21 protein-coding genes, 1 tRNA gene and 1 pseudogene are annotated in these 23,868 nt (G+C 73.8%); 17 read left to right on the top strand and 6 right to left on the bottom strand.

Features of this window, described 5'->3' with window-relative positions:
- Positions 1-141 precede the first annotated feature (141 nt).
- Positions 142-294, top strand: a complete 153-nt coding sequence (locus tag DMB38_RS36025) for a hypothetical protein (RefSeq protein ID WP_164492506.1) — start codon at positions 142-144, stop codon at positions 292-294.
- Here the strand turns inward: DMB38_RS36025 and DMB38_RS03475 are convergent.
- Positions 281-916 carry a CGNR zinc finger domain-containing protein gene (locus DMB38_RS03475; RefSeq protein ID WP_047014744.1) on the bottom strand — a complete coding sequence of 212 codons (636 nt, stop codon included), beginning with the start codon at positions 914-916 and terminating at the stop codon, positions 281-283. The genes DMB38_RS36025 and DMB38_RS03475 overlap by 14 nt on opposite strands.
- Positions 917-1,096: 180 nt before the next feature.
- Positions 1,097-1,510 (bottom strand): SsgA family sporulation/cell division regulator, encoded by a 414-nt coding sequence (locus DMB38_RS03470; protein WP_018836768.1) that lies wholly within the window; start codon positions 1,508-1,510, stop codon positions 1,097-1,099.
- A 425-nt stretch (positions 1,511-1,935) separates the two neighbouring features.
- Here DMB38_RS03470 and DMB38_RS03465 point away from each other — a divergent pair.
- A tRNA-Val gene (locus DMB38_RS03465) sits at positions 1,936-2,007 on the top strand.
- 145 nt (positions 2,008-2,152) lie between these two features.
- Here DMB38_RS03465 and DMB38_RS03460 read toward each other — a convergent pair.
- Positions 2,153-2,881 carry a 3'-5' exonuclease gene (locus DMB38_RS03460; RefSeq protein WP_125933900.1) on the bottom strand — a complete coding sequence of 243 codons (729 nt, stop codon included), beginning with the start codon at positions 2,879-2,881 and terminating at the stop codon, positions 2,153-2,155.
- 468 nt (positions 2,882-3,349) lie between these two features.
- Between DMB38_RS03460 and DMB38_RS03455 the strand changes: the two genes are divergently transcribed.
- From DMB38_RS03455 to DMB38_RS03440, 4 genes are all read left to right on the top strand, one after another.
- A complete protein-coding gene (locus DMB38_RS03455) occupies positions 3,350-4,507 on the top strand; it encodes a hypothetical protein (RefSeq protein WP_125933899.1) in 1,158 nt (385 codons plus the stop codon).
- Positions 4,508-4,620: 113 nt separating this feature from the next.
- Entirely contained in the window at positions 4,621-6,603 is a 1,983-nt protein-coding gene (thrS, locus tag DMB38_RS03450) for a threonine--tRNA ligase (RefSeq protein ID WP_125933898.1), read from the top strand.
- A gap of 61 nt (positions 6,604-6,664) precedes the next feature.
- Positions 6,665-7,225 carry an HIT domain-containing protein gene (locus tag DMB38_RS03445; RefSeq protein WP_125933897.1) on the top strand — a complete coding sequence of 187 codons (561 nt, stop codon included), beginning with the start codon at positions 6,665-6,667 and terminating at the stop codon, positions 7,223-7,225.
- 130 nt (positions 7,226-7,355) lie between these two features.
- Positions 7,356-8,411 carry a hypothetical protein gene (locus tag DMB38_RS03440; RefSeq protein ID WP_125933896.1) on the top strand — a complete coding sequence of 352 codons (1,056 nt, stop codon included), beginning with the start codon at positions 7,356-7,358 and terminating at the stop codon, positions 8,409-8,411.
- 45 nt (positions 8,412-8,456) lie between these two features.
- On the opposite strand, the gene DMB38_RS03435 is transcribed toward DMB38_RS03440, so the two are convergent.
- A complete protein-coding gene (locus DMB38_RS03435) occupies positions 8,457-9,644 on the bottom strand; it encodes an aminotransferase class I/II-fold pyridoxal phosphate-dependent enzyme (RefSeq protein ID WP_125933895.1) in 1,188 nt (395 codons plus the stop codon).
- A 63-nt stretch (positions 9,645-9,707) separates the two neighbouring features.
- On the opposite strand from DMB38_RS03435, the gene DMB38_RS03430 reads away from it, so the two are divergent.
- On the top strand, positions 9,708-11,162 hold the full coding sequence (locus DMB38_RS03430) for a PLP-dependent aminotransferase family protein (RefSeq protein ID WP_125933894.1): 1,455 nt from the start codon (positions 9,708-9,710) through the stop codon (positions 11,160-11,162).
- 39 nt (positions 11,163-11,201) lie between these two features.
- On the opposite strand, the gene DMB38_RS03425 is transcribed toward DMB38_RS03430, so the two are convergent.
- Together DMB38_RS03425 and DMB38_RS03420 are read right to left on the bottom strand one after the other, a co-directional pair.
- Positions 11,202-12,815, bottom strand: coding sequence for a hypothetical protein (locus tag DMB38_RS03425; RefSeq protein ID WP_125938790.1), 1,614 nt, complete (start codon positions 12,813-12,815; stop codon positions 11,202-11,204).
- Between the two features lie 140 nt (positions 12,816-12,955).
- Entirely contained in the window at positions 12,956-15,154 is a 2,199-nt protein-coding gene (locus tag DMB38_RS03420) for an elongation factor G-like protein EF-G2 (RefSeq protein WP_125933893.1), read from the bottom strand.
- Positions 15,155-15,405: 251 nt separating this feature from the next.
- Here DMB38_RS03420 and pgsA point away from each other — a divergent pair, with 251 nt between their 5' ends.
- From pgsA to ruvB, 10 genes and pseudogenes are all read left to right on the top strand, one after another.
- Complete coding sequence (gene pgsA / locus DMB38_RS03415; RefSeq protein ID WP_125933892.1) at positions 15,406-16,122, top strand: phosphatidylinositol phosphate synthase; 717 nt, start codon at positions 15,406-15,408, stop codon at positions 16,120-16,122.
- A complete protein-coding gene (locus DMB38_RS03410) occupies positions 16,119-17,018 on the top strand; it encodes a phosphatidylinositol mannoside acyltransferase (protein ID WP_125933891.1) in 900 nt (299 codons plus the stop codon). The genes pgsA and DMB38_RS03410 overlap by 4 nt, the downstream gene beginning before the upstream one ends.
- Positions 17,015-18,187: a glycosyltransferase family 4 protein gene (locus DMB38_RS03405; RefSeq protein WP_125933890.1), complete on the top strand. Its 1,173-nt coding sequence runs from the start codon at positions 17,015-17,017 to the stop codon at positions 18,185-18,187. The genes DMB38_RS03410 and DMB38_RS03405 overlap by 4 nt, the downstream gene beginning before the upstream one ends.
- A gap of 1 nt (position 18,188) precedes the next feature.
- Positions 18,189-18,743, top strand: coding sequence for a membrane protein (locus tag DMB38_RS03400; protein ID WP_047014730.1), 555 nt, complete (start codon positions 18,189-18,191; stop codon positions 18,741-18,743).
- A 183-nt stretch (positions 18,744-18,926) separates the two neighbouring features.
- Positions 18,927-19,847 (top strand): pyridoxal 5'-phosphate synthase lyase subunit PdxS, encoded by a 921-nt coding sequence (gene pdxS, locus DMB38_RS03395; protein ID WP_101425516.1) that lies wholly within the window; start codon positions 18,927-18,929, stop codon positions 19,845-19,847.
- A gap of 11 nt (positions 19,848-19,858) precedes the next feature.
- Positions 19,859-20,452, top strand: a complete 594-nt coding sequence (gene pdxT, locus DMB38_RS03390) for a pyridoxal 5'-phosphate synthase glutaminase subunit PdxT (RefSeq protein WP_125933889.1) — start codon at positions 19,859-19,861, stop codon at positions 20,450-20,452.
- Between the two features lie 71 nt (positions 20,453-20,523).
- Positions 20,524-21,275, top strand: a pseudogene (locus DMB38_RS03385) (YebC/PmpR family DNA-binding transcriptional regulator).
- A gap of 123 nt (positions 21,276-21,398) precedes the next feature.
- Entirely contained in the window at positions 21,399-22,073 is a 675-nt protein-coding gene (gene ruvC, locus DMB38_RS03380; RefSeq protein WP_125933888.1) for a crossover junction endodeoxyribonuclease RuvC, read from the top strand.
- Positions 22,070-22,693 (top strand): Holliday junction branch migration protein RuvA, encoded by a 624-nt coding sequence (gene ruvA / locus DMB38_RS03375; RefSeq protein WP_125933887.1) that lies wholly within the window; start codon positions 22,070-22,072, stop codon positions 22,691-22,693. The genes ruvC and ruvA overlap by 4 nt, the downstream gene beginning before the upstream one ends.
- Before the next feature lie 67 nt (positions 22,694-22,760).
- Positions 22,761-23,804 carry a Holliday junction branch migration DNA helicase RuvB gene (gene ruvB, locus DMB38_RS03370; RefSeq protein WP_125933886.1) on the top strand — a complete coding sequence of 348 codons (1,044 nt, stop codon included), beginning with the start codon at positions 22,761-22,763 and terminating at the stop codon, positions 23,802-23,804.
- Positions 23,805-23,868 lie beyond the last annotated feature (64 nt).

Here is a 23,868-nt window from a genome sequence, read left to right as displayed (position 1 = left end):
CGCCGAACTACCCTGCGCAGCCGCGAAGTCGATCTCTGTCGACAAGAATTGATCATGCACGGCCGATCTTCGTGAACAGGCCGGGTTTTCCTGGCGTGTTGCCCACTTGGGCATGCGTGCCTGCGCAATTATCTGCGCGAGATGAACGACCACACGCCCGCACCGCGGCCTCCCGCCCCCGCCGAGACCCGCGGCTGCCTCTTCGCCCTGTCCCAGCCGCCGTTGATGCTCTTCCTCACCGTCGTGGGCGTGCTGATCTTCGGCACTTCGGTCTACGACCTCATCGGCTGGTGAGCGCCGCCCCGCCGGCGGCCCCGGCCGCCGCCTTCCCGTTCCCGTTCCCCGTCCCGTTCTCCGCCGCCGCCTCGCGCTGCCGGGCGCGGTACGCCGCCACGTGCAGCCGGTTGCCGCAGGTGCGGCTGGAGCAGTAGCGGCGGGAGCGGTTGCGCGAGTAGTCGACGAAGGCCCGGCCGCAGTCCGGCGCCTCGCAGCGGCGCAGCCGCTCGCGTTCGCCGGCGACGACGAGGAACGCCAGCGCCATCCCGCCGTCCGCGGCCAGATGTTCCGCGACGGAGGCGCCGGGCGCGAAGTAGTGCACGTGCCACTCGTAGCCGTCGTGGTCCGTGAGCTGCGGCGTGGTGCCGGCGGCGGCGACGATCGCGTTGAGCCGCTCCGCGGCCGTGCGGTCGTCAGGCGCGGCGAAGACGGCCGAGAGATCCCTCCGTACGGCCCTGACCGCGTCCAGGTCGGAGCGGCAGAGCGCTTCCAGCCCGCTGATCTCGTGCTCGTCGACGAAACTCTGGAGCGCCCTCACGTCCACGAGCACGTCCGCTTCCTCGCCCCCGTCCCCGGCGTCCGTGTTCAGCAGCGCCACGACGATGTCTAGCGCGCACCGGGTGTCGTGATTGATCAGCACCGTTCCGCTCCCCTGGTCGGGCCGCGCGTTCCCCTGGTCGGTCTGACGCCGACTCTAGCCAACGCGTGACACCGCCGTCGCCCAGAGTGGAACGACGGCGGTGCGGTGATGCGGTTGTCCGGTGGGGTGTCCGGCCGTCTCCCCGAGGCGGACGGCTACGGACGGTGAGGTCGCAGGGGTTCAGCTCTCCGCGAGGATGTGCGAGAGCTCGGTGTCGAGGTCGAAGTGGCGTGGCTCCGTCCCGGGCGGCACGGCGGCGTCCGTGCGCTTCAGGAAGGACTCCAGCGCCCGCGCGGGGGCTTCGAGCAGTGCCTCGCCCTCGGGCGAGCTGAGGGCGATGCAGACGACGCCCTGGCCGTGGCTTCTGGATGGCCAGACGCGGACGTCGCCGGTGCCGGTCGGGCGGTGGAGCCCTTCGGCGAGCAGATCGCGGGCGAACACCCATTCGACCGTCTCTTCTGCGCCCGTGTGGAAGGTGGCGTGCACGGCGTAAGGATCCGCGGTGTCGTACCGCAGACCTGCGGGGACAGGCAGGGAAGACTCGCTCGACACAACGAGGCGCAGGTGCAGCTCGCAGCTGACCGTGTGGTTCATAAGCGCCAGGGCCTTTCGCTCAGTGTGCGCTCGGGGATTCGCACGTCGGCGAAGTCGACATGCCACCTACCGGGGCGTTGTAAACCCCTCTGACTGTTTTGCGATGTTTTTCGTAGTTCGTACGGCCTAGTGAGGGTTCTCGGAGCAGGGCCGTTCCGGTGAACTCTCCGGCACGCATAGTTTGCGCTCTCTGGATGCGGAGAGTAACGAGGATTGGGCGCAGTGTGACGGAGGCGCGCGGAGGGTGCGTCGGCGATGGCCGGTAAGGGGCATACGGGGATGCTCACGCCGGGTGACGTCGCGGGCATCGTCACCGTGCGGCCGCGTCGCGCGGAATTGACCCTCTGCTGCCCCGCCGCGGCAACGGGTTTGAACGCCGGCCCCGCCGCCCTGTATGGTTCTGACCGCGCCACCACGGCGCTCCGGGGCGATTAGCTCAGGGGGAGAGCGCTTCGTTCACACCGAAGAGGTCACTGGTTCGATCCCAGTATCGCCCACAAAGACGAAGGCGATCTGCGTCCGCAAGAAGCACGGACGCAGATCGCCTTCGTCGTTAGTGCGCGGCTCCGCCGCGGGGGTGCGGGGGCTTCGCCCCCGCACCCCCGCTTCCCGGCAACGGGGTACACCGCAACGCCAATCGAGTCAGGCCACCGTCGCCAGGCCGGACGTGCGCAAGGGCCAGGCCGGGTCGCAGCGTTCGTCCGAGCCCGTGCGTGCGAACCACGCCGTCAGGCCGCGCGCCTGCGCGCCGTGCCAGGCAGCCTGCCGCTCGTGCAGCTCCGGTGCGGTCAACTCGCCCAGCCGGTCCGCGTACCGCTGTCCGATCGCCCGTACGAGACGCAGCGCCGCCGTCGCGTCCGCGCCCGCCTCGTGGGCGCCGGCCAGCTCCACGCCGTAGTGCTCGCACAGCGCCGTGAGCGTGCGGCTGCCCTTGCGGTAGCGGTCGAGGTGCCGGTCCAGCACCAGCGGGTCCAGCACGTACAGCGGCGCGCCGCCGAGGTACTTCGGCAGGGAGGAGGCGCGGTGCCGGCGTAACTCGCGGTCCAGCAGCGTCAGATCGAACGGTGCGTTCATCACCACCAGCGGTACGTGGCTCGCGCACTGCGCCGCCAGGGCCTTGCCGACCTCCTCCATCACCGGCGCCGGCCAGCGGCCCAGCCGCTGCAGATGCGCCAGCGTCAACCCGTGGACCGCCGTGGCCGCAGCCGGGATCTCCACGTCGGGGGAGACGAGCCACGACGTACAGCGGGGCGGCGAAGTGATGTGGGGCTGGACGACGACGGCTGCGGAGAGTATCCGGTCGCGTTCCACGTCCACGCCGGTCGTCTCGGTGTCGAAGGCGGCCAGCGGCCCCTCGTACCAGAGCGTCATCAGCCCAACTCCCTGGAGTTTTATGGTGGGTGGGGTCGTTCCCACCCGACCGGGTGATACCCCCAACACCCCTCGTTCGAACAATGGTTGTTTGGCGGAGAGCCCGTGCGGTGACAACAGAGAGTGAGGGCCGGGCGCACCTCGGCCGCCCGTGGCGGGGCCGGCCCCCGTCAGCTACCGACAGCGCGTGGAAGGCAGTTGGGCCATGGCCCTCACCCGGCCGGAACCGCGCGGTCCGCTCCTCGGGCGGACCGCGCCGCGGCGCGGCGTTCTCGCCGCGACGGCGTGCACGGAGACGCCGCGGACCGGCTGTCCGCACGCGGTCGTTGCCGCTGCCCGCTGCACCCCGGTGCAGCCCTTCCCCGGCAGCGGCACCGACCGGCACGTCCGGGTGAGGGCCGGCTACGACCGGGCCGGCCGCGCGCGCCACCTGCCCACCGCCCGGGGCGGCAGGGGAGGGAGACCCTGATGTACCGGCAGCCTCCGGAGCCCGACCCCGCCCATACGGACCCCGCCGTGCTCGGCGCCCTCCTCGCCCGCCATGGCTGGCGCCGGCACGGCGGTTCCACCGGCCGGTACGCGCGCTTCACCCCGCCCGGCGACGCACCGGGCGGCGCCGGCGTCCTCGTACCGGCCGACCGCGCCTTCCCCGACTGCACCGCCCTCCTCGCCGAAGCGCTCGGCGCGCTGGCCCGCAGCCCCGAGCCGTCCGCCCCGCTCGTGCTCACCGCGGTGGCCGTGCCCAGCGACGAGGTGAGCTGGGAGTACGGTGCCGAGCGGCGCGCCGGGCCGGCCCGGTGGGCCGACGCCGAGCGGCTGTCCGCCGCCGCCCGCGCCATGCTGCTGGCCGGTGCGCTCGCGGCCCGCCGCCCCGCGGGCTTCCACGGCGCCCGGCTGCGCCCGCACGCCGCGCGGGACGTCGAGCAGACCCTGCTCGGCCCCGGTGCCCACGCCGCCCGGCTCACCGCCTTCGTCCCCGCGCCGGAGAGCCGCGCGGTCACCACCACGCTGCTCCGCGCCCTGCGCGCCACCCGCGAAGCGGTGGACCGCCATCACACCACCGGGGCCATGGACGCCTTCGACCACGCCGTCGGACTCGGCGTCTGCCACGAGCTGGCCGAGGCCCTGACCGCCCTCGTGCGCGGCACGGACGGCGTGCGCATCGCGCTGGCCTGGGCGCCCGCGTACCCGCCGCCGGAGGGCTTCGCCGCCGCCCCCGAACCGGTGGAGTTCACCCCCGGCGACATCCCGGCCCTGCAACGGGCCGCCGTGCGCTACCGGAGCCGGGAGCCCTCCCTCCCGGTCCGGCTCACCGCAGCCGTCACCCGGCTCAGCCGGACGGCAGCCACCGGCCCGGGCCGGGTGCGGCTGCGGGTACTCGCGGGCGCGGACGTCACCGAGGTGCGCACGTCGCTCGGCGAGGAGGCGTACCGCGTCGCCGGCCAGGCACACCTGGCCGGCGTCCCGGTGCGGCTCAGCGGCATGCTGGAGAGCCGCGGCGGCTTCCGGCGGCTGACCGGGGCGTCGGGGGTGCGGCCCGTACCGGTGACGGACGCCGAGGCGGAGCGGCTGCCGAAGGCCCACGAGCACCTGGACTTCTTCGACGAGGCGTACGGCGACGGCTGAGAGCACCGGTCCGCGCACGCGACGCCCGATTTCGCCGTGCGCCCCCCCGGCTCGGTACGATTCACGCCGTGCCGCCGCCGCGTGCGGCACCCCGTTCCCGTGAAGGAGACCCCGTGTCCGACGTCCGTGTGATCATCAGCCGCGATGCCGCCGAGCGGGAAGAGCGCGTGGTCACGACGGGCACGACGGCCGGCGACCTCTTCCCCGGCGAGCGCACCGTGATCGCCGCCCGCGTCGCAGGCGCGCTGAAGGACCTCGCGTACGAGGTCGCCGACGGCGACGAGGTCGAGCCGGTGGAGATCGACAGCCCCGACGGGCTGGACATCCTGCGGCACTCCACGGCCCACGTCATGGCCCAGGCCGTGCAGGAGCTCTTCCCCGAGGCCAAGCTCGGCATCGGCCCGCCCATCAAGGACGGCTTCTACTACGACTTCGACGTCCCCGAGCCCTTCCACCCCGACGACCTCAAGCGCGTCGAGAAGAAGATGCAGGAGATCGTCAAGCGCGGCCAGCGCTTCTCCCGCCGCGTCACCACCGACGCCGACGCCCGCGAGGAGCTGGCCGCCGAGCCGTACAAGCTGGAGCTGATCGGCCTCAAGGGCAACGCCGCCGACGCCGCGGAGGGCGCGTCGGCGGAGGTCGGCGCCGGCGAGCTGACGATCTACGACAACCTCGACGCCAAGACCGGCGAGCTGTGCTGGAAGGACCTCTGCCGCGGCCCCCACCTGCCGACGACGCGGCTCATCCCCGCCTTCAAGCTGATGCGCTCCGCCGCCGCGTACTGGCGCGGCAGCGAGAAGAACCCGCAGCTCCAGCGGATCTACGGCACGGCCTGGCCGTCGCGGGACGAGCTGAAGGCGCATCTGGAGTTCCTGGCCGAGGCCGAGAAGCGCGACCACCGCAAGCTCGGCACCGAGCTGGACCTCTTCTCCATCCCCGAGGACATCGGCTCCGGCCTGGCGGTCTTCCACCCCAAGGGCGGCGTCGTGCGCCGCGTGATGGAGGACTACTCGCGCCGGCGGCACGAGGAGTCGGGCTATGAGTTCGTCTACACCCCGCACGCGACGAAGGGGAAGCTCTTCGAGAAGTCGGGCCACCTGGACTGGTACGCCGACGGCATGTACCCGCCCATGCAGCTCGACGAGGGCCAGGACTACTACCTCAAGCCCATGAACTGCCCGATGCACAACCTGATCTTCGACGCCCGCGGCCGCTCGTACCGCGAGCTGCCGCTGCGCCTCTTCGAGTTCGGGACCGTCTACCGGTACGAGAAGTCCGGCGTCGTGCACGGCCTCACCCGGGCCCGGGGCTTCACCCAGGACGACGCGCACATCTACTGCACCAAGGAGCAGATGGCAGGCGAGCTGGACTCGCTGCTGACCTTCGTGCTGAACCTGCTGCGCGACTACGGCCTGGAGGACTTCTACCTGGAGCTGTCCACCAAGGACCCGGAGAAGTCCATCGGCTCCGACGAGGTCTGGGAGGAGGCCACCGAGATCCTGCGCCGGGCCGCGGAGAAGCAGGGGCTGCAACTGGTCATGGACCCGGGCGGGGCGGCGTTCTACGGGCCGAAGATCTCGGTGCAGGCCAAGGACGCCATCGGCAGGACGTGGCAGATGTCCACGATCCAGGTGGACTTCAACCTCCCCGAGCGCTTCGACCTGGAGTACACCGCCGCGGACGGCTCGCGGCAGCGGCCCGTGATGATCCACCGCGCCCTCTTCGGCTCCATCGAGCGGTTCTTCGCCGTCCTGCTGGAGCACTACGCGGGCGCCTTCCCGGCGTGGCTGGCGCCGGTGCAGGTCGTCGGCATCCCGATCGGCGACGACCACGTGCCGTACCTCCAGGAGGTCGCGGCGAAGATGCGGGCCCGCGGGCTGCGGGTCGAGGTCGACTCCTCCTCCGACCGGATGCAGAAGAAGATCCGCAACGCCCAGAAGGCCAAGGTCCCGTACATGCTCATCGCGGGCGACGACGACATGGCCAAGGGCGCCGTCTCCTTCCGCTACCGCAGCGGCGAGCAGAACAACGGCGTGCCGATCGACGACGCGATCGACGAGGTGGCCCGCGCGGTCGCGGAGCGCGCCGGGTCGTGATCCGGCGCGGCCGGGGGCGCCGGGCCGGGCCCGGCGCCCGGGCGGCGGGCCCGCACGCCATATGCTGCTGAGCATGACCAGTGAGCCGGAGCAGCAGCTCGGGGTCGGCACCCCGGATCAGTTCCAGCGGCTGTGGACCCCGCACCGCATGGCGTACATCCAGGGGGAGAACAAGCCCACCGGCACCGCCGCCGGCGACGGCTGCCCGTTCTGCGCGATCCCGGAGAAGTCCGACGAGGACGGGCTGATCCTCGCCCGCGGCGCACAGGTCTACGCGGTGCTGAACCTGTACCCGTACAACGGCGGCCACCTGATGGTCGTCCCGTACCGGCACGTCGCGGACTACACCGAGCTGACCGGCGAGGAGACCGCGGAGCTGGCGGTCTTCACCAAGCGCGCGATGACCGCCCTGCGCACCGCGTCCGGGGCCCAGGGGTTCAACCTCGGCATGAACCAGGGCCCGGTCGCGGGCGCGGGTATCGCCGCGCACCTGCACCAGCACGTGGTGCCGCGGTGGGGCGGGGACACGAACTTCATGCCGGTCGTCAGCCACACCAAGGTGCTGCCCCAACTCCTGGCGGACACCCGCGCGATGCTCGCCGCCGCCTGGCCCGCGGAGTAGCCGCCGCCCGTACCGGCCCGCGCAGGCCCGTGGTGTCCGACCGGGGTCGGATTTCCGGGGTTTCGTGCACACTGGATCGGAAAGCGGGGGGTTCGGCCCCGCGTGCGCGGCGGTGTGCAGGGGGGCACAGATGTCGGGTAACGAGACGGTCGTCTACGCGGAGAGATCGTGGAACCCGCTGGCGGCGAAGGTGCGGCTGACGGCGGACGGGTTGTCCCTGGCGCGGGGCTCGTACGTGCGGGCCGGGGACATGAACCTGACGGCCATGGCCGAGGCGTATCTGCGGGGGAAGTGGCTCGGCGGGCGCGGGCTGGAGCGCGAGCTGGCGCGGATCAGGAACGGGCCCGGTGCCGTGCCGCTGATCCGCGTGACCGGTTCCGCCCAGGTGATCCGGGTGCGGCAGGCGGCGGCGTTCGCCCGGGCCCTCGGCGAGCTGGCCGTGGAGCTGAGCGGCGGGCCCGCGGAGGTCGCCGCGGCGGGGCGGCGGGCCGAGGAGGAGGGCGTGCCGCTGTGGATGGCACGGCGGTCCGCAGCGGGGCCGCACGGCGGCCTGGTGACGGTGGCCCTCGACCGGCGGCTGGTGCGGGCGGACGTGTGGGCCGCGGGGGTGCCGGGGACGCCCGCGGTACGGCTGCGCGGAGAGGCCGGCCTCACCATGGAGGAGGTGCGGACGAGGAATCCGCCGCTGACGGTCACCGTGGCCGGGCGCCCGGCCGTCCTCACCGTTCTCGACTCCTCGGCCCGGGGGTTGGTCGCCCGCCTCCGGACGGTGAAGACGCAGTGGGAGCTGGAAGGGCGGGACGTGGAGTCGTCCCGCCTGCTGCGGGGCGGGCGCCCGGTGGCCCTTCTCACCCGGCGCCGCGACTTCGAGGTGCGGTACGCGGCGGTGGAGCCGCTGACGGACGTGCGGTACGAGACCGGCGACCCGCTGGACGCGGTGGTGGCCCACTTCTTCGGCGCGGTGTGCGGTGTGGGAGACGAGAACGCGCTCATCCGCCTCGGCACGGTGGAGCCGGTGCAGGACCCGTACGGGGCGGGCGGGGCGGACGGTGCGCGACACGGCTGGGACACCCCGTACTCCACCGACCTGGGCCACTCGCCTTCCGGCGGCGCCGCCGGGGGCTGGTTCGACGGCGGCGGCTACGACGGCGGCGGTGGCGGAGGAGGCGACGGCGGCGGCGGGTGAGCCGGAGGCGCCCCGGGCCGGCGGCGCCCGGGCCGCCCCAGCCGCTCAGCCCGCCGACTTCTCCAGCGCCTGCGCCAGGTCCGCCCACAGGTCGTCCGGGTGCTCGATGCCCACCGACACCCGCACCGTGCCCTCGCCGATGTCCATCGCCGCCAGCGCCGCCGCGTCGAGCTGCCGGTGCGACGTGCTCGCCGGGTGCATCACCAGCGTCTTGACGTCCCCGAGCGACGGGCTCAGCAGCGCCAGCCGCAGCGACTCCACGCACCTGCGCCCCGCGTCCCGGCCGCCCGCCAGGTCGAACGCCAGCACCCCGCCGCCCGCGGCCAGCAGTCGGGCGGCCGTCGCGCGGTCCGGGTGGTCCGGCAGCCCCGGGTGGCGGACCCGGGCGACCGCCGGGTGGGCGGCGAGCCGTTCGGCCAGCGTCAGGGCGGTCGCGGACTGCCGCTCGACGCGCAGCGCCAGGGTCGCCATGCCCCGCAGCGTCAGCCACGCCGCGAACGGGTCCGCCGCCGCGCCCTGTTCGACGGCGTGCGCCCAGACCCGGCGGCGCAGCTCCGCGTCGCGGAAGACGGCCACGCCGCCCAGGACGTCGGCGTGGCCGCCGAGGTACTTGGTCGCCGAGTGCACGACGACGTCGGCGCCGTGCTCGACCGGGCGGCAGAGCAGCGGGGTCGCGAAGGTGTTGTCGACGACGCCGGTGACCCCGGCCTTAGCGGCGGCGGCCAGGAGCGCGGGCAGGTCCGTGACGGCGGTGGTGGGGTTGGCGATGGTCTCCAGGTAGAGCACCCGGGTACGGGGCGTGCACGCGGCCCGTACCTCGTCGGCGTCCCGGCCGGAGACGTACGTGACCGACACCTCCCAGCGCTCCGCCAGATCGGTCAGCGTCGCGTACGTGCCGCCGTAGAGGGAGCGCTGCGCGATGACGTGGTCGCCCGCGGAGAGGAGGCTGAGCAGCACGGCGTTGATCGCGCCCATGCCGGACGCGAACGCCAGCCCGCCCGCGCCCCCTTCGAGGTCGCTGACGGCCTCCTCCAGCGCGCGGACGGTCGGGTTGCCGAAGCGGCTGTAGAGGTACGCGCCGTCCGGGTCGTGGAAGGCGGCGGCCATCGCGTCCGCGGAGCCGAACGAGAAGACGTGCCCCTGGTGGATCGGCACGGTCACCGGGCGGCTGCCCTCCGGGACCGGCATGGGCGGGTGGGCGGTACGGGTCGAGGGGTGCAGGTCGGCGCTCATGGCGAAAGTCTCCGCGGTGAATGGGTTGCCGGAACAGGGCCAATTCCGGGAGATTGGTCCGCCATGGACACCGACGACGTGCGGGCCTCGGAACTGGTGGCCGCCCTGGGCCGCTGGTCGGCCGGGCGCGGCCCGCTGTACGTGCTGCTCGCCGCCCGGCTCCGGCGGCTGGTCGACGAGGGCCGGCTGCGCCCGGGCGCCGCGCTGCCGCCGGAGCGGGCGCTCGCGGCGGCGCTGGCCGTGGGGCGCACGACGGTGGTCGCGGCGTACGGCGTGCTGCGGCAGGAGGGCCGCGTCGTCCGGCGGCAGGGGAGCGGCACCCGCGTCGCCGAGGCGGCGCTCGTGCCGGGCCGTACGGCGGAGACGGCGAACCCGCTCTTCCTCAACCTGCTGGAGCCGGCCGACGGCGTGATCCTGCTGAGCTGCGCCGCCCCGGACGGCCCGCCGCCCGAACTGGCCCGCGCCTACCGGGACCTGGCGCTGCCAGCGACCGGCCTCGGCTACCACCCCGCCGGGCTGCCCGCCCTGCGCGCCGCCGTCGCCGCCCGCTACGCCGCCCGCGGCATCCCCACGGACCCGGCGCAGATCCTCATCACCACCGGCGGCCAGCAGGCGCTGGCACTGCTGACCCGGCTCTTCGTCGCCCCCGGCGACCCGGTGCTGGTCGAGGCGCCCGCCTACCCCGGCGCGCTGGACCTCTTCCGGGAGGCGGGCGCCGTGCTGCGGCCCGTGGCGGTGGGGCCGCACGGGATCGACGTGGACGCCGCCGTGCGGACGCTGGCGGAGCACCGGCCGGCGCTCGCGTACGTCGGCTCGGTGCACCAGAACCCGACCGCCGCCGTGCTGCCCCCGCTGCGCGGGCGGCGGCTCGCGGAGGCGGCGGGGCACTTCGGCGTACCGCTGGTGGACGACGAGGTGGTGGCGGACCTCGCGTTCGAGGGCGCCGCGCCGCCGGCGCTCGCCGCGGGCGCGGACGGCGCCGAGGTCATCAGCGTCGGGTCGCTGAGCAAGGTGGTCTGGGGCGGCCTGCGCATCGGCTGGGTACGGGCCCCCGCGGGCGTCGTCACCCGGCTCGCCCGGCTGAAGGCCGTCCACGACCTCGGCACCGACGTGCCGGCGCAGCTCGTCGCCGTCTCCCTGCTGGCGGCGTACGAACCGCTCCTCGCCCGCCGCCGCGCCGAACTGCGCGCCGCCCACGGCCATCTGCGCGCCGAGCTGGCCCGGCTGCTGCCCTCCTGGGACTGCCCGCCGGTGCCCGGCGGGCAGACGGTGTGGCTGCGGCTGCCGTACGGGGACGGGGTGTCCTTCGCGCAGGTCGCGCTCCGGCACGGGGTCGCCGTCCTCCCCGGTGCCTGCGTGGACGCCGCCGGGGGCAGCGGCCCGTACCTGCGGCTGCACTTCTGCTCCCCGCGGGACGTGCTCACCGAGGCCGTCGAGCGGCTGGCCGCGGCCTGGACGGCGTACGACGGGAGCTGCCGGCCGGCGACGCCCGCGGCCCTCGGCGGCGTGACGGTGTGAGCGGGGCGGAACCCCCGCCCGCGTGCGCCGTGCGCGCCGTCAGCCGTCGTACACGTCCGCGCGCCGCGGCTCCGCGCTCTGCACTATCCCGCTGAGCGCCATTGACCGGCCGGCGAAGTTCGTGGTGTCCACGTTGTTCTCCTCCAGCACCCGCAGCGCGGCCTGGTGCACCACCCGCAGCACCGGCGTCGCCGCGCGCAGCGCGTCGTCCGCCATGAAGCGGTGCCGCCACGGCTTGTCCGCCCAGACGTGCCGCAGCCCGAAGGGCTCGGGGAGCTTCAGCTTGCCGCCGAGGTAGTCGAGGAGCGGCGGGTACCAGGTGAACGGCGCCCGCGCGGCCAGCCGCACCACCTCGCGGGTGCGGACCAGGGGGAGCGGCTTCTCCTTGGTCTCCCAGAACTTCATGCCGCTCACGGTCTTCGTCTCGCGGCTGGGCTTGCTGGTGAAGAGCGGGTGCACCGGGCCCAGCGCGTGCCCCGTGACCTCGATGCGCAGCGTCTGGTGCAGCACGGTCACCGAGACCAGCAGCGTGATGACCAACTGGCCGTCCCAGAGCGTGAACTGCACGCCCAGATAGTGCCGGTTGCCGGCGCCGAACTGCTGCTCGTTGCAGATCCGCTGGACCTCGAAGTCCCGTACGGAATAGCCGTCGACGATCGTGCCGCCGGGCCGGGCGACCTCGCCGGCGCCCTCGCCTATCGGCGAGACGATCCAGTGCTTTATCGCCGGCGCCGGGAAGCCGCCGGTGTGCAGAGGGGTGCGCTCCAGCATGCGCAACTGGTCGTGCACCGCCTTGACGATGTCCCAGCTCCGGAAGGGGTTGATCTCGCCGCCGGACTCCTTCGGCTTGAGGTCCTCGGCCAGGTGCCAGGCGCCCCAGCGGGTGCCCATGCCGAGTATCCCCTTGGGGCCCGCGTAGAAGACGACGTTGCTGTGCTGCTCCGCCGACAGCTTCGCCAGGCCCAGCCGCAGCCGCTCCGCGCTGGCCTCGCCGGGGTTGCTCGGCACCGCCTCGGGGATCTTGGCGCCGAGGCCGCCGCCGGACAGCAGCGCCGTCCAGTGCTCGCGCAGGCCCTTGGCGTACTTCTCGCAGATCCGGTTCGCCCAGAACCAGCCTATGATCGGCGCGACCAGCAGGCCGCGCAGATAGATGGAGAGCAGGCCGTCGAGCGGCATCGTGAGGAAGAGATAGATGGCCGCGACGCCGATGAGGCCCAGCAGCACGTACCCCACCGCGCCGACGCGCTTGTCCGACGCGCCGGCCAGGGTGCGGCGGAGCTGGAAGACGCCGAGCCAGAGCAGCACCCCGGGCAGGAAGAGCAGCCCGAAGACGCCCATCACCACGGTGAGCCGGGTGTCGCGCTCCTTGCGGTAGCGGTTGGCCGCCAGGCAGTGCTCCAGCACCGCCTGCGGCTCCGTGCCGAACGACTGGATGAGCGGCTTGCGGCCGTCGGCGAGCATGCGCACCGTGACGGCGCGCGCGAACGCCTCGCCCAGGTTCGGCTCGAAGAGCGAGAGCCGGCCCTTCTTGAATTCCGACTTGCTCCAGTCGTTGTTGGCGTCGAGGAGTTTGGTGACGGCGCTGTCGCGGTACGCCGTGGAGGCGAGCGCGTGCGTCGCCGCCGTCTGACCCTGGGCGCCGGAGAGCGGCACCTGTGCGCGCGGGGCGAAGTCGAACTCCAGCCCCTCAGAACCTGCCACTGCCGCCCCCAACGCCGCGCGTCCGCCCCGGTGATGGGGCCAGGCCCGCGGGCAGCGGGCCCGACCACCAATGTGCCCCAGCCTAGCCGCGGTCAACCGTCGCGGGCCTGCCGATCACGGATCTTGGCCGCCAACTGCTGCGGCATCGGCTCGTGTCTGGCGTAGGAGCGGTCGAACCGGCCGGTGCCGTGCGACAGGGAGCGCAGATCCACCGCGTACCTGCCGATCTCGAACTCCGGCACCTCCGCGCGCACCAGCGTCCGGCCGCCGCCCGCCTGCTCGGTGCCGACCACCCGGCCGCGCCGCCCGGACAGGTCGCTCATCACCGGGCCCACGTACTCGTCGGCGACCAGCACGCCGATCTCGGCGACCGGCTCCAGCAGATGGATCTGCACCTGCGCCGCGGCCTCCCGCAGCGCCAGCGCGCCCGCCGTCTGGAACGCGGCGTCGGACGAGTCCACCGAGTGCGCCTTGCCGTCGACGAGCGTGATCCGCACGTCGACCAGCGGATAGCCGGTGGCCACGCCCTTGACCGCCTGGCCGCGTACGCCCTTCTCCACCGACGGGATGAACTGCCGCGGCACCGCGCCGCCGACCACCTTGTCCACGAACTCGATGCCCGAGCCCTCCGGCAGCGGCTCGACCTCGATCTCGCAGATGGCGTACTGCCCGTGGCCGCCGGACTGCTTGACGTGCCGCCCGCGCGCCGCCGATCTGCCCGAGAACGTCTCGCGCAGCGACACCTTGTGGTCCACCGAGTCGACCTGCACGCCGTACCGCGTGCGCAGCCGCTCCAGCGCGACGTCGCGGTGCGCCTCGCCCAGGCACCAGAGCACCAACTGCCGGGTCGACGCGTTCTGTTCCAGCCGCATCGTCGGATCCTCGGCGCACAGCCGCGCCAGGCCCTGCGACAGCTTGTCCTCGTCCTGCTTGGTGTGCGCCTCGATGGCCACCGGCAGCAGCGGGTCGGGCATCACCCACGGCGCCATCAGCAGCGGCTCGTCCTTGGCCGACACCGTGTCGCCGGTCTCGGCGCCGTTCAGCTTGCCGACGCAGGCGATGTCGCCGGCGATCGCCGCGTCCAGCGGGCGCTGGAGCTTGCCGAACGGGGCGGTCAGCGAGCCGATCCGCTCGTCGGTGTCGTGGTCCTCGTGGCCGCGGTCCTCCATGCCGTGCCCCGAGACGTGCACCGTCTGGTCGGGGCGCAGCGTGCCGGAGAAGACGCGCAGCAGCGACAGTCTGCCGATGTACGGGTCCGAGGACGTCCTGACCACCTCGGCGGCCAGCGGCCCGGCCGGGTCGCAGGTCAGCCCCGGGCGCTTCTCGCCGCGCACGGTGGTCACATCGGGGATCGGGCGCTCCAGCGGGGTGGGGAAGCCGCCGGTGATCAGCTCGAGCAGCTCGACCGTGCCGAGCCCCTGGGTGCCGCCGTCCGCGGCGGGCGCGGCGGCCAGCACCGGGTGGAACACCCCGCGCGCGACGGCCTTCTCCAGGTCCTGCACGAGCGTCTTGACCTCGACGTCCTCGCCGCCGAGGTAGCGCTCCATGAGGGACTCGTCCTCGCTCTCGGAGATGATCCCCTCGATGAGCCGGTTGCGCGCCTCCTCGATCAGCGGCAGCTCCTCCTCGCGAGGCGGTCTCTCCTCGCGGGCGCCGGAGGTGTAGTCGAAGACGCGCTGCGTGAGCAGGCCGATCAGCCCGTGCACGGGCGCGTGGCCGTCCGCCGCCTGCTCGCCGAGCAGCGGCAGGTACAGCGGCAGCACGGCGTCGGGGTCGTCGCCGCCGAACGCCTCCCGGCAGGTCTCCGTCATCTGGTCGAAGTCGGCTCTGGCGGCGTCCAGGTGCGTGACGACGATCGCCCGCGGCATCCCTACCGCCGCGCACTCGTCCCACAGCATCCGGGTCGCGCCGTCCACGCCGTCCGCGGCCGAGACGACGAAGAGGGCCGCGTCCGCGGCGCGCAGACCGGCCCGTAGCTCCCCGACGAAGTCCGCGTAGCCGGGGGTGTCCAGCAGATTGATCTTGATCCCGTCCCATTCCACCGGGACCAGCGAGAGCTGCACCGAGCGTTGCTGGCGCTGTTCGATCTCGTCGTAGTCGGATACGCAGCCGCCGTCCTCGACCCGGCCGGCCCGGGTGAGCGCCTTCGTGGTGAACGCCAGCGCCTCCACCAGCGTCGTCTTACCGGATCCGCTATGGCCGACCAGCGCCACGTTCCGAATGTCGGAGGGCCGGGCGGCCGCCGCTGCCCTGCCGGCGGCTCCGGGGTGTGCGTTTGCCTTGTCACCCATGTGTCTCGCCTCCGTCTGACACGTGCGGTGCATTCGAGCTTTGCACCGCGGTCAGACCCCGTCCATAGCACGGACGGCTTCGGAAACGGCGACCGGCCGGACGTGCGTACGGCCCGGCCGGTCAGGGGCGTACGGCCCGCGCGGCCCCTGCGGGGCGCTGGCTACGATGGCTGCGCTACGTTGAGCGACTTCCACCGACGAGCCCCCCGGCCACCCGCGGGGGCCCGCCGACCGGCGACCCTGGGACGGCCATGCTGAACAAGTACGCGCGTGCGATCTTCACGCGTGTCTTCGCACCGATCGCCGCGATGCTGCTGCGTCGTGGCGTGAGCCCCGACACCGTCACCTTCGTGGGCACCCTCGGGGTGATGGCGGGGGCCTTGGCCTTCTTCCCGCGCGGGGAGTTCTTCTGGGGCACGGTGATCATCACCCTCTTCGTCTTCTCCGACCTGATCGACGGCACCATGGCCCGCCAGTCCGGCCGCTCCAGCCGCTGGGGCGCGTTCCTGGACTCGACGCTCGACCGGGCCGCGGACTCCGCCGTCTTCGGCGGCATCGCGCTCTGGTACGCGGGCGACGGCGACGACCTCATGATGTGCGCGGTGGCGATCTTCTGCCTCGCCGGCGGCCAGGTCGTCTCGTACACGAAGGCCCGCGGCGAGAGCATCGGGCTGCCGGTGAAGGTGAACGGGCTGATGGAGCGCGCCGACCGGCTGGTGATCACCCTGGTGCTCGCCGGCTTCGCGGGCATGGAGCGCACCTTCGGCATCCCGCACATCGACCTCCTGCTGCCCATCGCGCTGTGGGTGGTTGCCGCGGGCAGCGCCGTCACGCTCTTCCAGCGGATGGTGACCGTGCACCGGGAGGCGGCGGAGAAGGACGCGGAGGACCCGCTGCCGCCGCCCGCGCCGCGCGGCGGCCCGCGCCCCGACGCCGAGGCCGCGCCGGCGGACCAGGAGAGCGCGTGAGGGAGCGCCTGACCGACGGGGTGTACGGCCTGGGCTGGGCAGCCGTGAAACGGCTGCCCGAGCCCGCCGCCGCCGCCCTCGGCAGGCGCATCGCCGACACCGCCTGGCGCCGCGACGGCAAGGGCGTACGGCGGCTGACGTCGAACCTCGCCCGCGTCGTCCCCGACGCCGGGCCCGAGCGGCTGGCGGAACTCAGCCGGGCCGGCATGCGCTCGTACATGCGCTACTGGATGGAGTCCTTCCGGCTGCCGGCCTGGAGCGAGCAGCGCATCCGCGACGGCTTCGACCCCCAGGACGTGCACTGGCTCAAGGACGGCCTCGCCGGTGACACGGGCGTGATCCTCGCACTGCCGCACATGGGCAACTGGGACCTGGCGGGCGCCTGGGTCACCACCGAGCTGGGGGTGCCCTTCACCACCGTGCAGGAGCGGCTGAAGCCGGAGTCGCTGTACGACCGCTTCGTCGCGTACCGCGAGAGCCTGGGCATGGAGGTGCTGGCGCACGGCGGCGCGAGCGCCTTCGGCACCCTCGCCCGGCGGCTGCGCGGGGGCGGTCTCGTCTGCCTGGTCGCCGACCGCGACCTGTCGGCCACCGGCGTCGAGGTGGACTTCTTCGGCTCCGCCGCCCGGATGCCCGCCGGGCCCGCGCTGCTCGCCCAGCAGACCGGCGCGCTGCTGCTGCCCGTCACGCTCTGGTACGACGACTCCCCCGTCCTGCAGGGGAAGGTGCACGCGCCCGTCGAGGTGCCCGCGACCGGTACCCGCGCCGAGAAGACCGCCGCGATGACGCAGGCGATGGCCGACGACTTCGCCGCCGGGATCGCCGGGCACCCGGAGGACTGGCACATGCTCCAGCGCTTCTGGCTGGACGACCTCAGGGGCGGGGCGTCGCGGTGAGGGTCGGGATCGTCTGCCCGTACTCCTGGGAGGCGCCCGGCGGGGTGCAGTTCCACGTCCGGGACCTGGCGGAGCACCTGCGCGCCGCCGGCCACGAGGTCTCCGTCCTCGCGCCCGCGGACGACGACACCCCGCTGCCCGAGTACGTCGTCTGGGCCGGCCGCGCCGTCCCCGTGCCGTACAACGGATCCGTGGCGCGCATCAACTTCGGCTTCCTCTCCGCCGCCCGGGTGCGCCGCTGGGTGCGCGACGGCGACTTCGACGTGCTGCACATCCACGAGCCGGCCGCCCCGTCGCTCGCCCTGCTGGCCTGCTGGGCGGCGAAGGGGCCGATCGTGGCCACGTTCCACATGTCGAGCCCGCGCTCCCGCGGCATGATCGCCGCGTACCCGATCCTGCAGTCGGCGCTGGAGAAGATCAGCGCGCGCATCGCGGTGAGCGAGTACGCGCGCCGCACCCTGGTCGAGCACCTGGGCGGTGACGCCGTCGTCATCCCCAACGGCGTCGACGTCTCCTTCTTCGCCGGGGCCGGGCCCAAGGCCGAGTGGCAGGGCCGCACGCTGGGCTTCATCGGCCGGATCGACGAGCCGCGCAAGGGACTGCCGGTGCTGATGGAGGCGTTCCCGCGGATCCTGGAGCGGGTGCCGGACGCCCGCCTGCTGGTCGCCGGGCGCGGCGATCCGGCCGAGGTCGCCGGGCACCTGGCCCCCGGGGTGCGCGAGCGGGTGCAGTTCCTCGGCATGGTCAGCGACGAGGACAAGGCGCGACTGCTGCGCAGCGTCGACCTGTACGTCGCGCCGAACACCGGGGGCGAGTCGTTCGGCATCATCCTCGTCGAGGCGATGTCCGCGGGCGCACCCGTGCTCGCCGCCGACCTCGACGCCTTCGTACAGGTGCTGGACGGCGGCACGGCGGGCGAGGTGTTCGCCCGCGGGGACGCCGGGGACCTGGCCGAGCGGGCGGCCGGGCTGCTGCTGGACGACACCCGCCGGGCCGAGCTGCGCGAGCGCGGCAGCAGGCACGTACAGCGCTTCGACTGGTCGACGGTCGGCGCGGACGTTCTGGCGGTCTACGAGACGGTGACCCAGGGCGCCGCGTCGGTGGCGGAGGACGAGCGCGCCGGCCGCTGGGCGGCCCGCTTCGGCCCCGCCCGCGACCGGGAGGTATGACGTGTCGACCGCCCTCACCCTGCTGCTCGTCGCCGTCGGGCTCTGCCTGATCGGCGTCTACCTGAGCTGGACCGCCGGCCGGCTCGACCGGCTGCACACCCGCATCGACGCCGCCAAGGCGGCCCTCGACGCCCAACTGCTGCGCCGCGCCTCGGTGGCGCAGGAGCTGGCCACCAGCGGCGTGCTCGACCCGGCCGCCTCGATCGTGCTCTACGAGGCCGCGCACGCCGCCCGGCAGGCGGAGGAGGACCAGCGGGAAGTCGCGGAGAGCGAGCTGAGCCAGGCGCTGCGGGCGGTCTTCGAGGCGCCGGAGCAGGTGGAGGCGGTACGCGGGGCGCCGGGCGGCGAGGAGGCCGTACACGAGCTGGCGGAGGCCGCGCGGCGGGTCCCGATGGCGCGGCGCTTCCACAACGACGCGGTACGGGCGGCGCGGGCGCTGCGCCGGCACCGCAAGGTGCGCTGGTTCCGGCTGGCCGGGCACGCGCCGTTCCCGCTGGCGGTCGAGATGGACGACGAGCCGCCGCCGGCGCTCACCGACCGCGCCCCCGCGGGCTGACCGCCGCCGCCCGCCGGGCGGCCACAGCTTGCCGATTGGCTCTTTCCCGACCCCTCCCGCCTGGGGTTTCCTTGTCGGTGGCGCGCGTTCGGGCCCGGCGTCCGAACGTGTTTACGATGGAAGCAGCGCACCGTACGCCACCCACACACCCACACCGCACCCATCACCGAGCGAGGTTCCACCGTGTCCAGCACGCCCAGCTCCGCCCCCCAGTCGTCGGCTCCCGAGACCGGCACCGCACGCGTCAAGCGCGGCATGGCCGAGCAGCTCAAGGGCGGTGTGATCATGGACGTCGTCACCCCCGAGCAGGCGAAGATCGCCGAGGACGCGGGTGCCGTCGCGGTGATGGCCCTGGAACGGGTGCCCGCCGACATCCGCAAGGACGGCGGCGTGGCGCGGATGTCCGACCCCGACATGATCGAGGGCATCATCGAGGCCGTCTCCATCCCCGTGATGGCCAAGTCCCGCATCGGCCACTTCGTGGAGGCGCAGATCCTCCAGGCGCTCGGCGTGGACTACATCGACGAGTCCGAGGTGCTCACCCCCGCCGACGAGGTCAACCACTCCGACAAGTGGGCCTTCACCACCCCCTTCGTCTGCGGCGCCACCAACCTCGGCGAGGCCCTGCGCCGGATCGCCGAGGGCGCCGCCATGATCCGCTCCAAGGGCGAGGCCGGCACCGGGAACGTCGTCGAGGCCGTCCGCCACCTGCGCCAGATCAAGAACGAGATCGGCGCCCTGCGCGGCCTGGACAGCCACGAGCTGTACGCCGCCGCCAAGGAGCTGCGGGCGCCGTACGAGGTGGTCGCCGAGGTCGCGAAGCTCGGCAAGCTGCCCGTCGTGCTCTTCTCCGCGGGCGGCGTCGCCACCCCCGCCGACGCCGCGCTGATGCGCCAGCTCGGCGCCGAGGGCGTCTTCGTCGGCTCGGGCATCTTCAAGTCCGGCGACCCCGCCAAGCGCGCCGCCGCCATCGTGAAGGCCACCACCTTCTACGACGACCCGAAGGTCGTCGCGGACGCCTCCCGCAACCTCGGCGAGGCCATGGTCGGCATCAACCTCGACACCCTGGACGACGCCGAGCGCTACGCCGGCCGGGGCTGGTGAGGTCGGCAGCCATGGGCACCGCCCCCGCCATCGGCGTCCTCGCCCTCCAGGGCGACGTACGCGAGCACCTGGCCGCCCTCGAAGCGGCCGGCGCGAGCGCCGTGCCGGTCCGCAGGCCGGCGGAGCTGGCGGAGGTCTCCGGCCTGGTCATCCCCGGTGGGGAGTCCACCACGATCTCCAAGCTCGCCGTCGCCTTCGGGCTCCTGGAGCCGCTGCGCGAGCGGGTACGGGCGGGGATGCCCGCGTACGGCTCCTGCGCCGGCATGATCATGCTGGCCGACAAGATCCTCGACCCGCGCTCCGGGCAGGAGACCGTCGGCGGGATCGACATGATCGTGCGCCGCAACGCCTTCGGCAGGCAGAACGAGTCGTTCGAGGTGCCGCTGGAGGTGGCCGGCGTCCCCGGCGGCCCCGTGCACGGCGTCTTCATCCGGGCGCCGTGGGTGGAGTCCACCGGCGCCCGGGTGGAGCGGCTGGCGGAGGTCGGCGGGCATCCCGTCGCGGTCCGGCAGGGTCCGCTGCTGGCGACGTCGTTCCATCCCGAACTCACCGGCGACCACCGCGTGCACGCCCTCTTCGCGGATATGGTGCGCCGGGCGGCCTGACCGGCACCGGTAGGATCGACGAGTTCGTTGCCGGTTAGTCGAATGCGCGGAACGCGGAATGGAGCGGGGCTGTGTCCGGCCACTCTAAGTGGGCAACCACCAAGCACAAGAAGGCCGTGATCGATGCCAAGCGAGGAAAGCTCTTCGCCAAGCTGATCAAGAACGTCGAGGTCGCGGCGCGGCAGGGGGAGCCGACCCCGACGGAAATCCCACGCTGTACGACGCGATCCAGAAGGCCAAGAAGCAGTCCGTCCCGAACAAGAACATCGACAGCGCCGTCAAGCGCGGCGCCGGTCTCGAAGCGGGCGGCGCCGAGTACGAGACGATCATGTACGAGGGCTACGGCCCCAACGGCGTGGCCGTGCTCATCGAGTGCCTGACGGACAACCGCAACCGCGCGGCCTCCGACGTCCGGGTCGCCATGACGCGCAACGGCGGCTCCATGGCCGACCCCGGCTCCGTGTCGTACCTGTTCAACCGCAAGGGCGTGGTGATCGTCCCCAAGGGCGAGCTGAGCGAGGACGACGTGCTGGCCGCGGTGCTGGACGCCGGCGCCGAGGAGGTCAACGACCTGGGCGAGTCCTTCGAGGTGCTCAGCGAGGCCGGCGACATGGTCGCGGTCCGCACCGCGCTGCAGGACGCCGGGATCGACTACGACTCGGCCGAGGCCAACTTCGTCCCCACCATGCAGGTGGAGCTGGACGAGGAGGGCGCCCGCAAGATCTTCCGGCTCATCGACGCCCTGGAGGACAGCGACGACGTCCAGAACGTCTTCGCCAACTTCGACGTCTCCGACGAGGTCATGGAGAAGGCCTCCGCCTGAGCCGCACGCGCACACCGTGAGGGGCCCGCAGGATGGCGACATCCGGCGGGCCCTTCGGCCGCGCTGTCGGTGCCGGCCGGTAGCCTGCACACACGTACGCGGGCAGACGAGAGGGGGCGGCCGGTGCGGGTGCTCGGAGTGGACCCGGGGCTCACGCGGTGCGGCGTGGGCGTCGTGGACGGAGCGGCCGGCCGGGCGCTGCGGATGGTCGCCGTCGGGGTCGTACGGACCCCGTCCGACGCCCCGGCTCCCGAGCGGCTGCTGCTCATCGAGCGCGGCATCGAGGAGTGGCTGGACGCGCAGCGGCCCGACGCCGTCGCCGTCGAGCGGGTCTTCAGCCAGCACAACGTACGCACGGTGATGGGCACCGCCCAGGCCAGCGCCGTCGCCATCCTTTGCGCCGCCCGCCGCGGCCTGCCCGTCGCGCTGCACACCCCCAGCGAAGTCAAGGCCGCCGTCACCGGCTCGGGCCGCGCCGACAAGGCACAGGTCGGCGCCATGGTCACCCGGCTGCTGCGGCTCGACGCCCCGCCCAAGCCGGCCGACGCCGCCGACGCCCTGGCGCTCGCCATCTGCCACCTGTGGCGCGCCCCCGCCCAGGACCGCCTGCTGCGCGCGCGTGCCGCCGGCGCGCCCGCGCGCGCCGCGACGGCCGCCCGCGCCGCCGCCCCCGGCGTGCGGCGCACCGCCCGCCCGGCCGGCCAGAGCGCCGCCGGCCGGGGCGCCCCGCGTACGGACCGCGCGGGCCAGGACCTCCCGGAGCCCCGGGACCGCGAGATCCGGAGAGACCCCGCATGATCGCCTTCGTCAGCGGCCCCGTCGCCGCCCTCGCCCCCGACGCCGCGGTCATCGAGGTGGGCGGCATCGGCATGGCCGTGCAGTGCACGCCCGACACCCTCTCCACGCTGCGCGTCGGCAAGGACGCCCGGCTGGCCACCTCCCTCGTCGTCCGGGAGGACTCCCTCACCCTCTACGGCTTCGCAGACGACGACGAGCGCCAGGTCTTCGAGCTGCTGCAGACCGCCAGCGGCGTCGGCCCCCGGCTGGCCCAGGCCATGCTCGCCGTGCACCGCCCCGACGCGCTCCGCCTCGCCGTCTCCACCGGCGACGAGAAGGCGCTGACGGCCGTCCCCGGCATCGGCAAGAAGGGCGCACAGAAGCTGCTGCTGGAGCTGAAGGACCGGCTCGGCGAGCCGCTGGGCAGCAGCGGCCTCGTCGGCAGGCAGGCGGGCGCCGCCCCGGCCGCCGGCTGGCGCGAGCAGTTGCACGCCGCGCTCACCGGCCTGGGGTACGCGCCACGCGAGGCCGACGAGGCCGTCACCGCCGTCGCCCCGCAGGCGGAGGAGAACGGCGCCGCGCCCCCGCCGCTGCCGCAGTTGCTGCGCGCCGCCCTGCAGACCCTGAACCGCGCCCGATGACGGCGCCCGGCCCCCGGCGCGTACGACACCTCGCACCGGCACCCGAACCACGACGGACGGATCCACGATGACCTGGGAGGACGCCGACCCGCGGCTGGTGGACTCGGCCGCCGACGCCGACGACCGGGCGGTGGAGACCGCACTGCGCCCCAAGGACCTGGCCGAGTTCGTCGGCCAGGAGCGGGTCCGCGAGCAGCTCGACCTGGTGCTGCGCGCCGCCCGCCAGCGCGGCGGCGCCGCCGACCACGTGCTGCTCTCCGGCGCCCCCGGCCTCGGCAAGACCACCCTCGCGATGATCGTCGCCGCCGAGATGGCCGCCCCGATCCGCATCACCTCGGGCCCCGCCATCCAGCACGCCGGCGACCTCGCCGCGATCCTCTCCTCCCTCCAGGAGGGCGAGGTGCTCTTCCTCGACGAGCTGCACCGCATGTCCCGCCCTGCCGAGGAGATGCTCTACATGGCGATGGAGGACCTGCGCGTCGACGTCATCGTCGGCAAGGGCCCCGGCGCCACCGCTATCCCGCTGGAGCTGCCCCCCTTCACCCTGGTCGGCGCCACCACCCGGGCCGGGCTGCTGCCCCCTCCGCTGCGCGACCGCTTCGGCTTCACCGGGCACATGGAGTTCTACTCGCCGGCCGAGCTGGAGCGCGTCCTGCACCGCTCCGCCCACCTCCTCGACGTCGCCGTGGACGCCGCGGGCGCCGCCGAGATCGCCGGCCGCTCCCGCGGCACCCCCCGCATCGCGAACCGCCTGCTGCGCCGGGTGCGGGACTACGCCCAGGTCAAGGCCGACGGCGTGATCACGCGCGAGATCGCCGCCCGCGGCCTGGAGGTCTACGAGGTCGATGACCGCGGCCTCGACCGCCTCGACCGGGCGGTGCTCGGCGCCCTGCTCAAGCTCTTCTCCGGCGGCCCCGTCGGGCTCTCCACGCTGGCCGTGGCGGTGGGGGAGGAGCGGGAGACCGTCGAGGAGGTCGCCGAGCCCTTCCTCGTACGCGAAGGGCTGCTGGCGCGTACGCCCCGCGGCCGCGTCGCCACCCCCGCGGCCTGGGCCCACCTGGGCCTCTCGCCCCCGCAGCCCGGCGGCGGCGTGCAGCAGACCGCGTTCTGAGGGCCGCGCCGCGCCCGCCGCGGCGTGGCGGGGGCCGGCGGCGCGGGCCCCCCGGCGGGTACCC

This window comes from Streptomyces sp. WAC 06738, from assembly GCF_003945505.1.
Taxonomy (GTDB): domain Bacteria; phylum Actinomycetota; class Actinomycetes; order Streptomycetales; family Streptomycetaceae; genus Streptomyces.
This window is presented reverse-complemented; position numbering and strand designations above follow the sequence as displayed.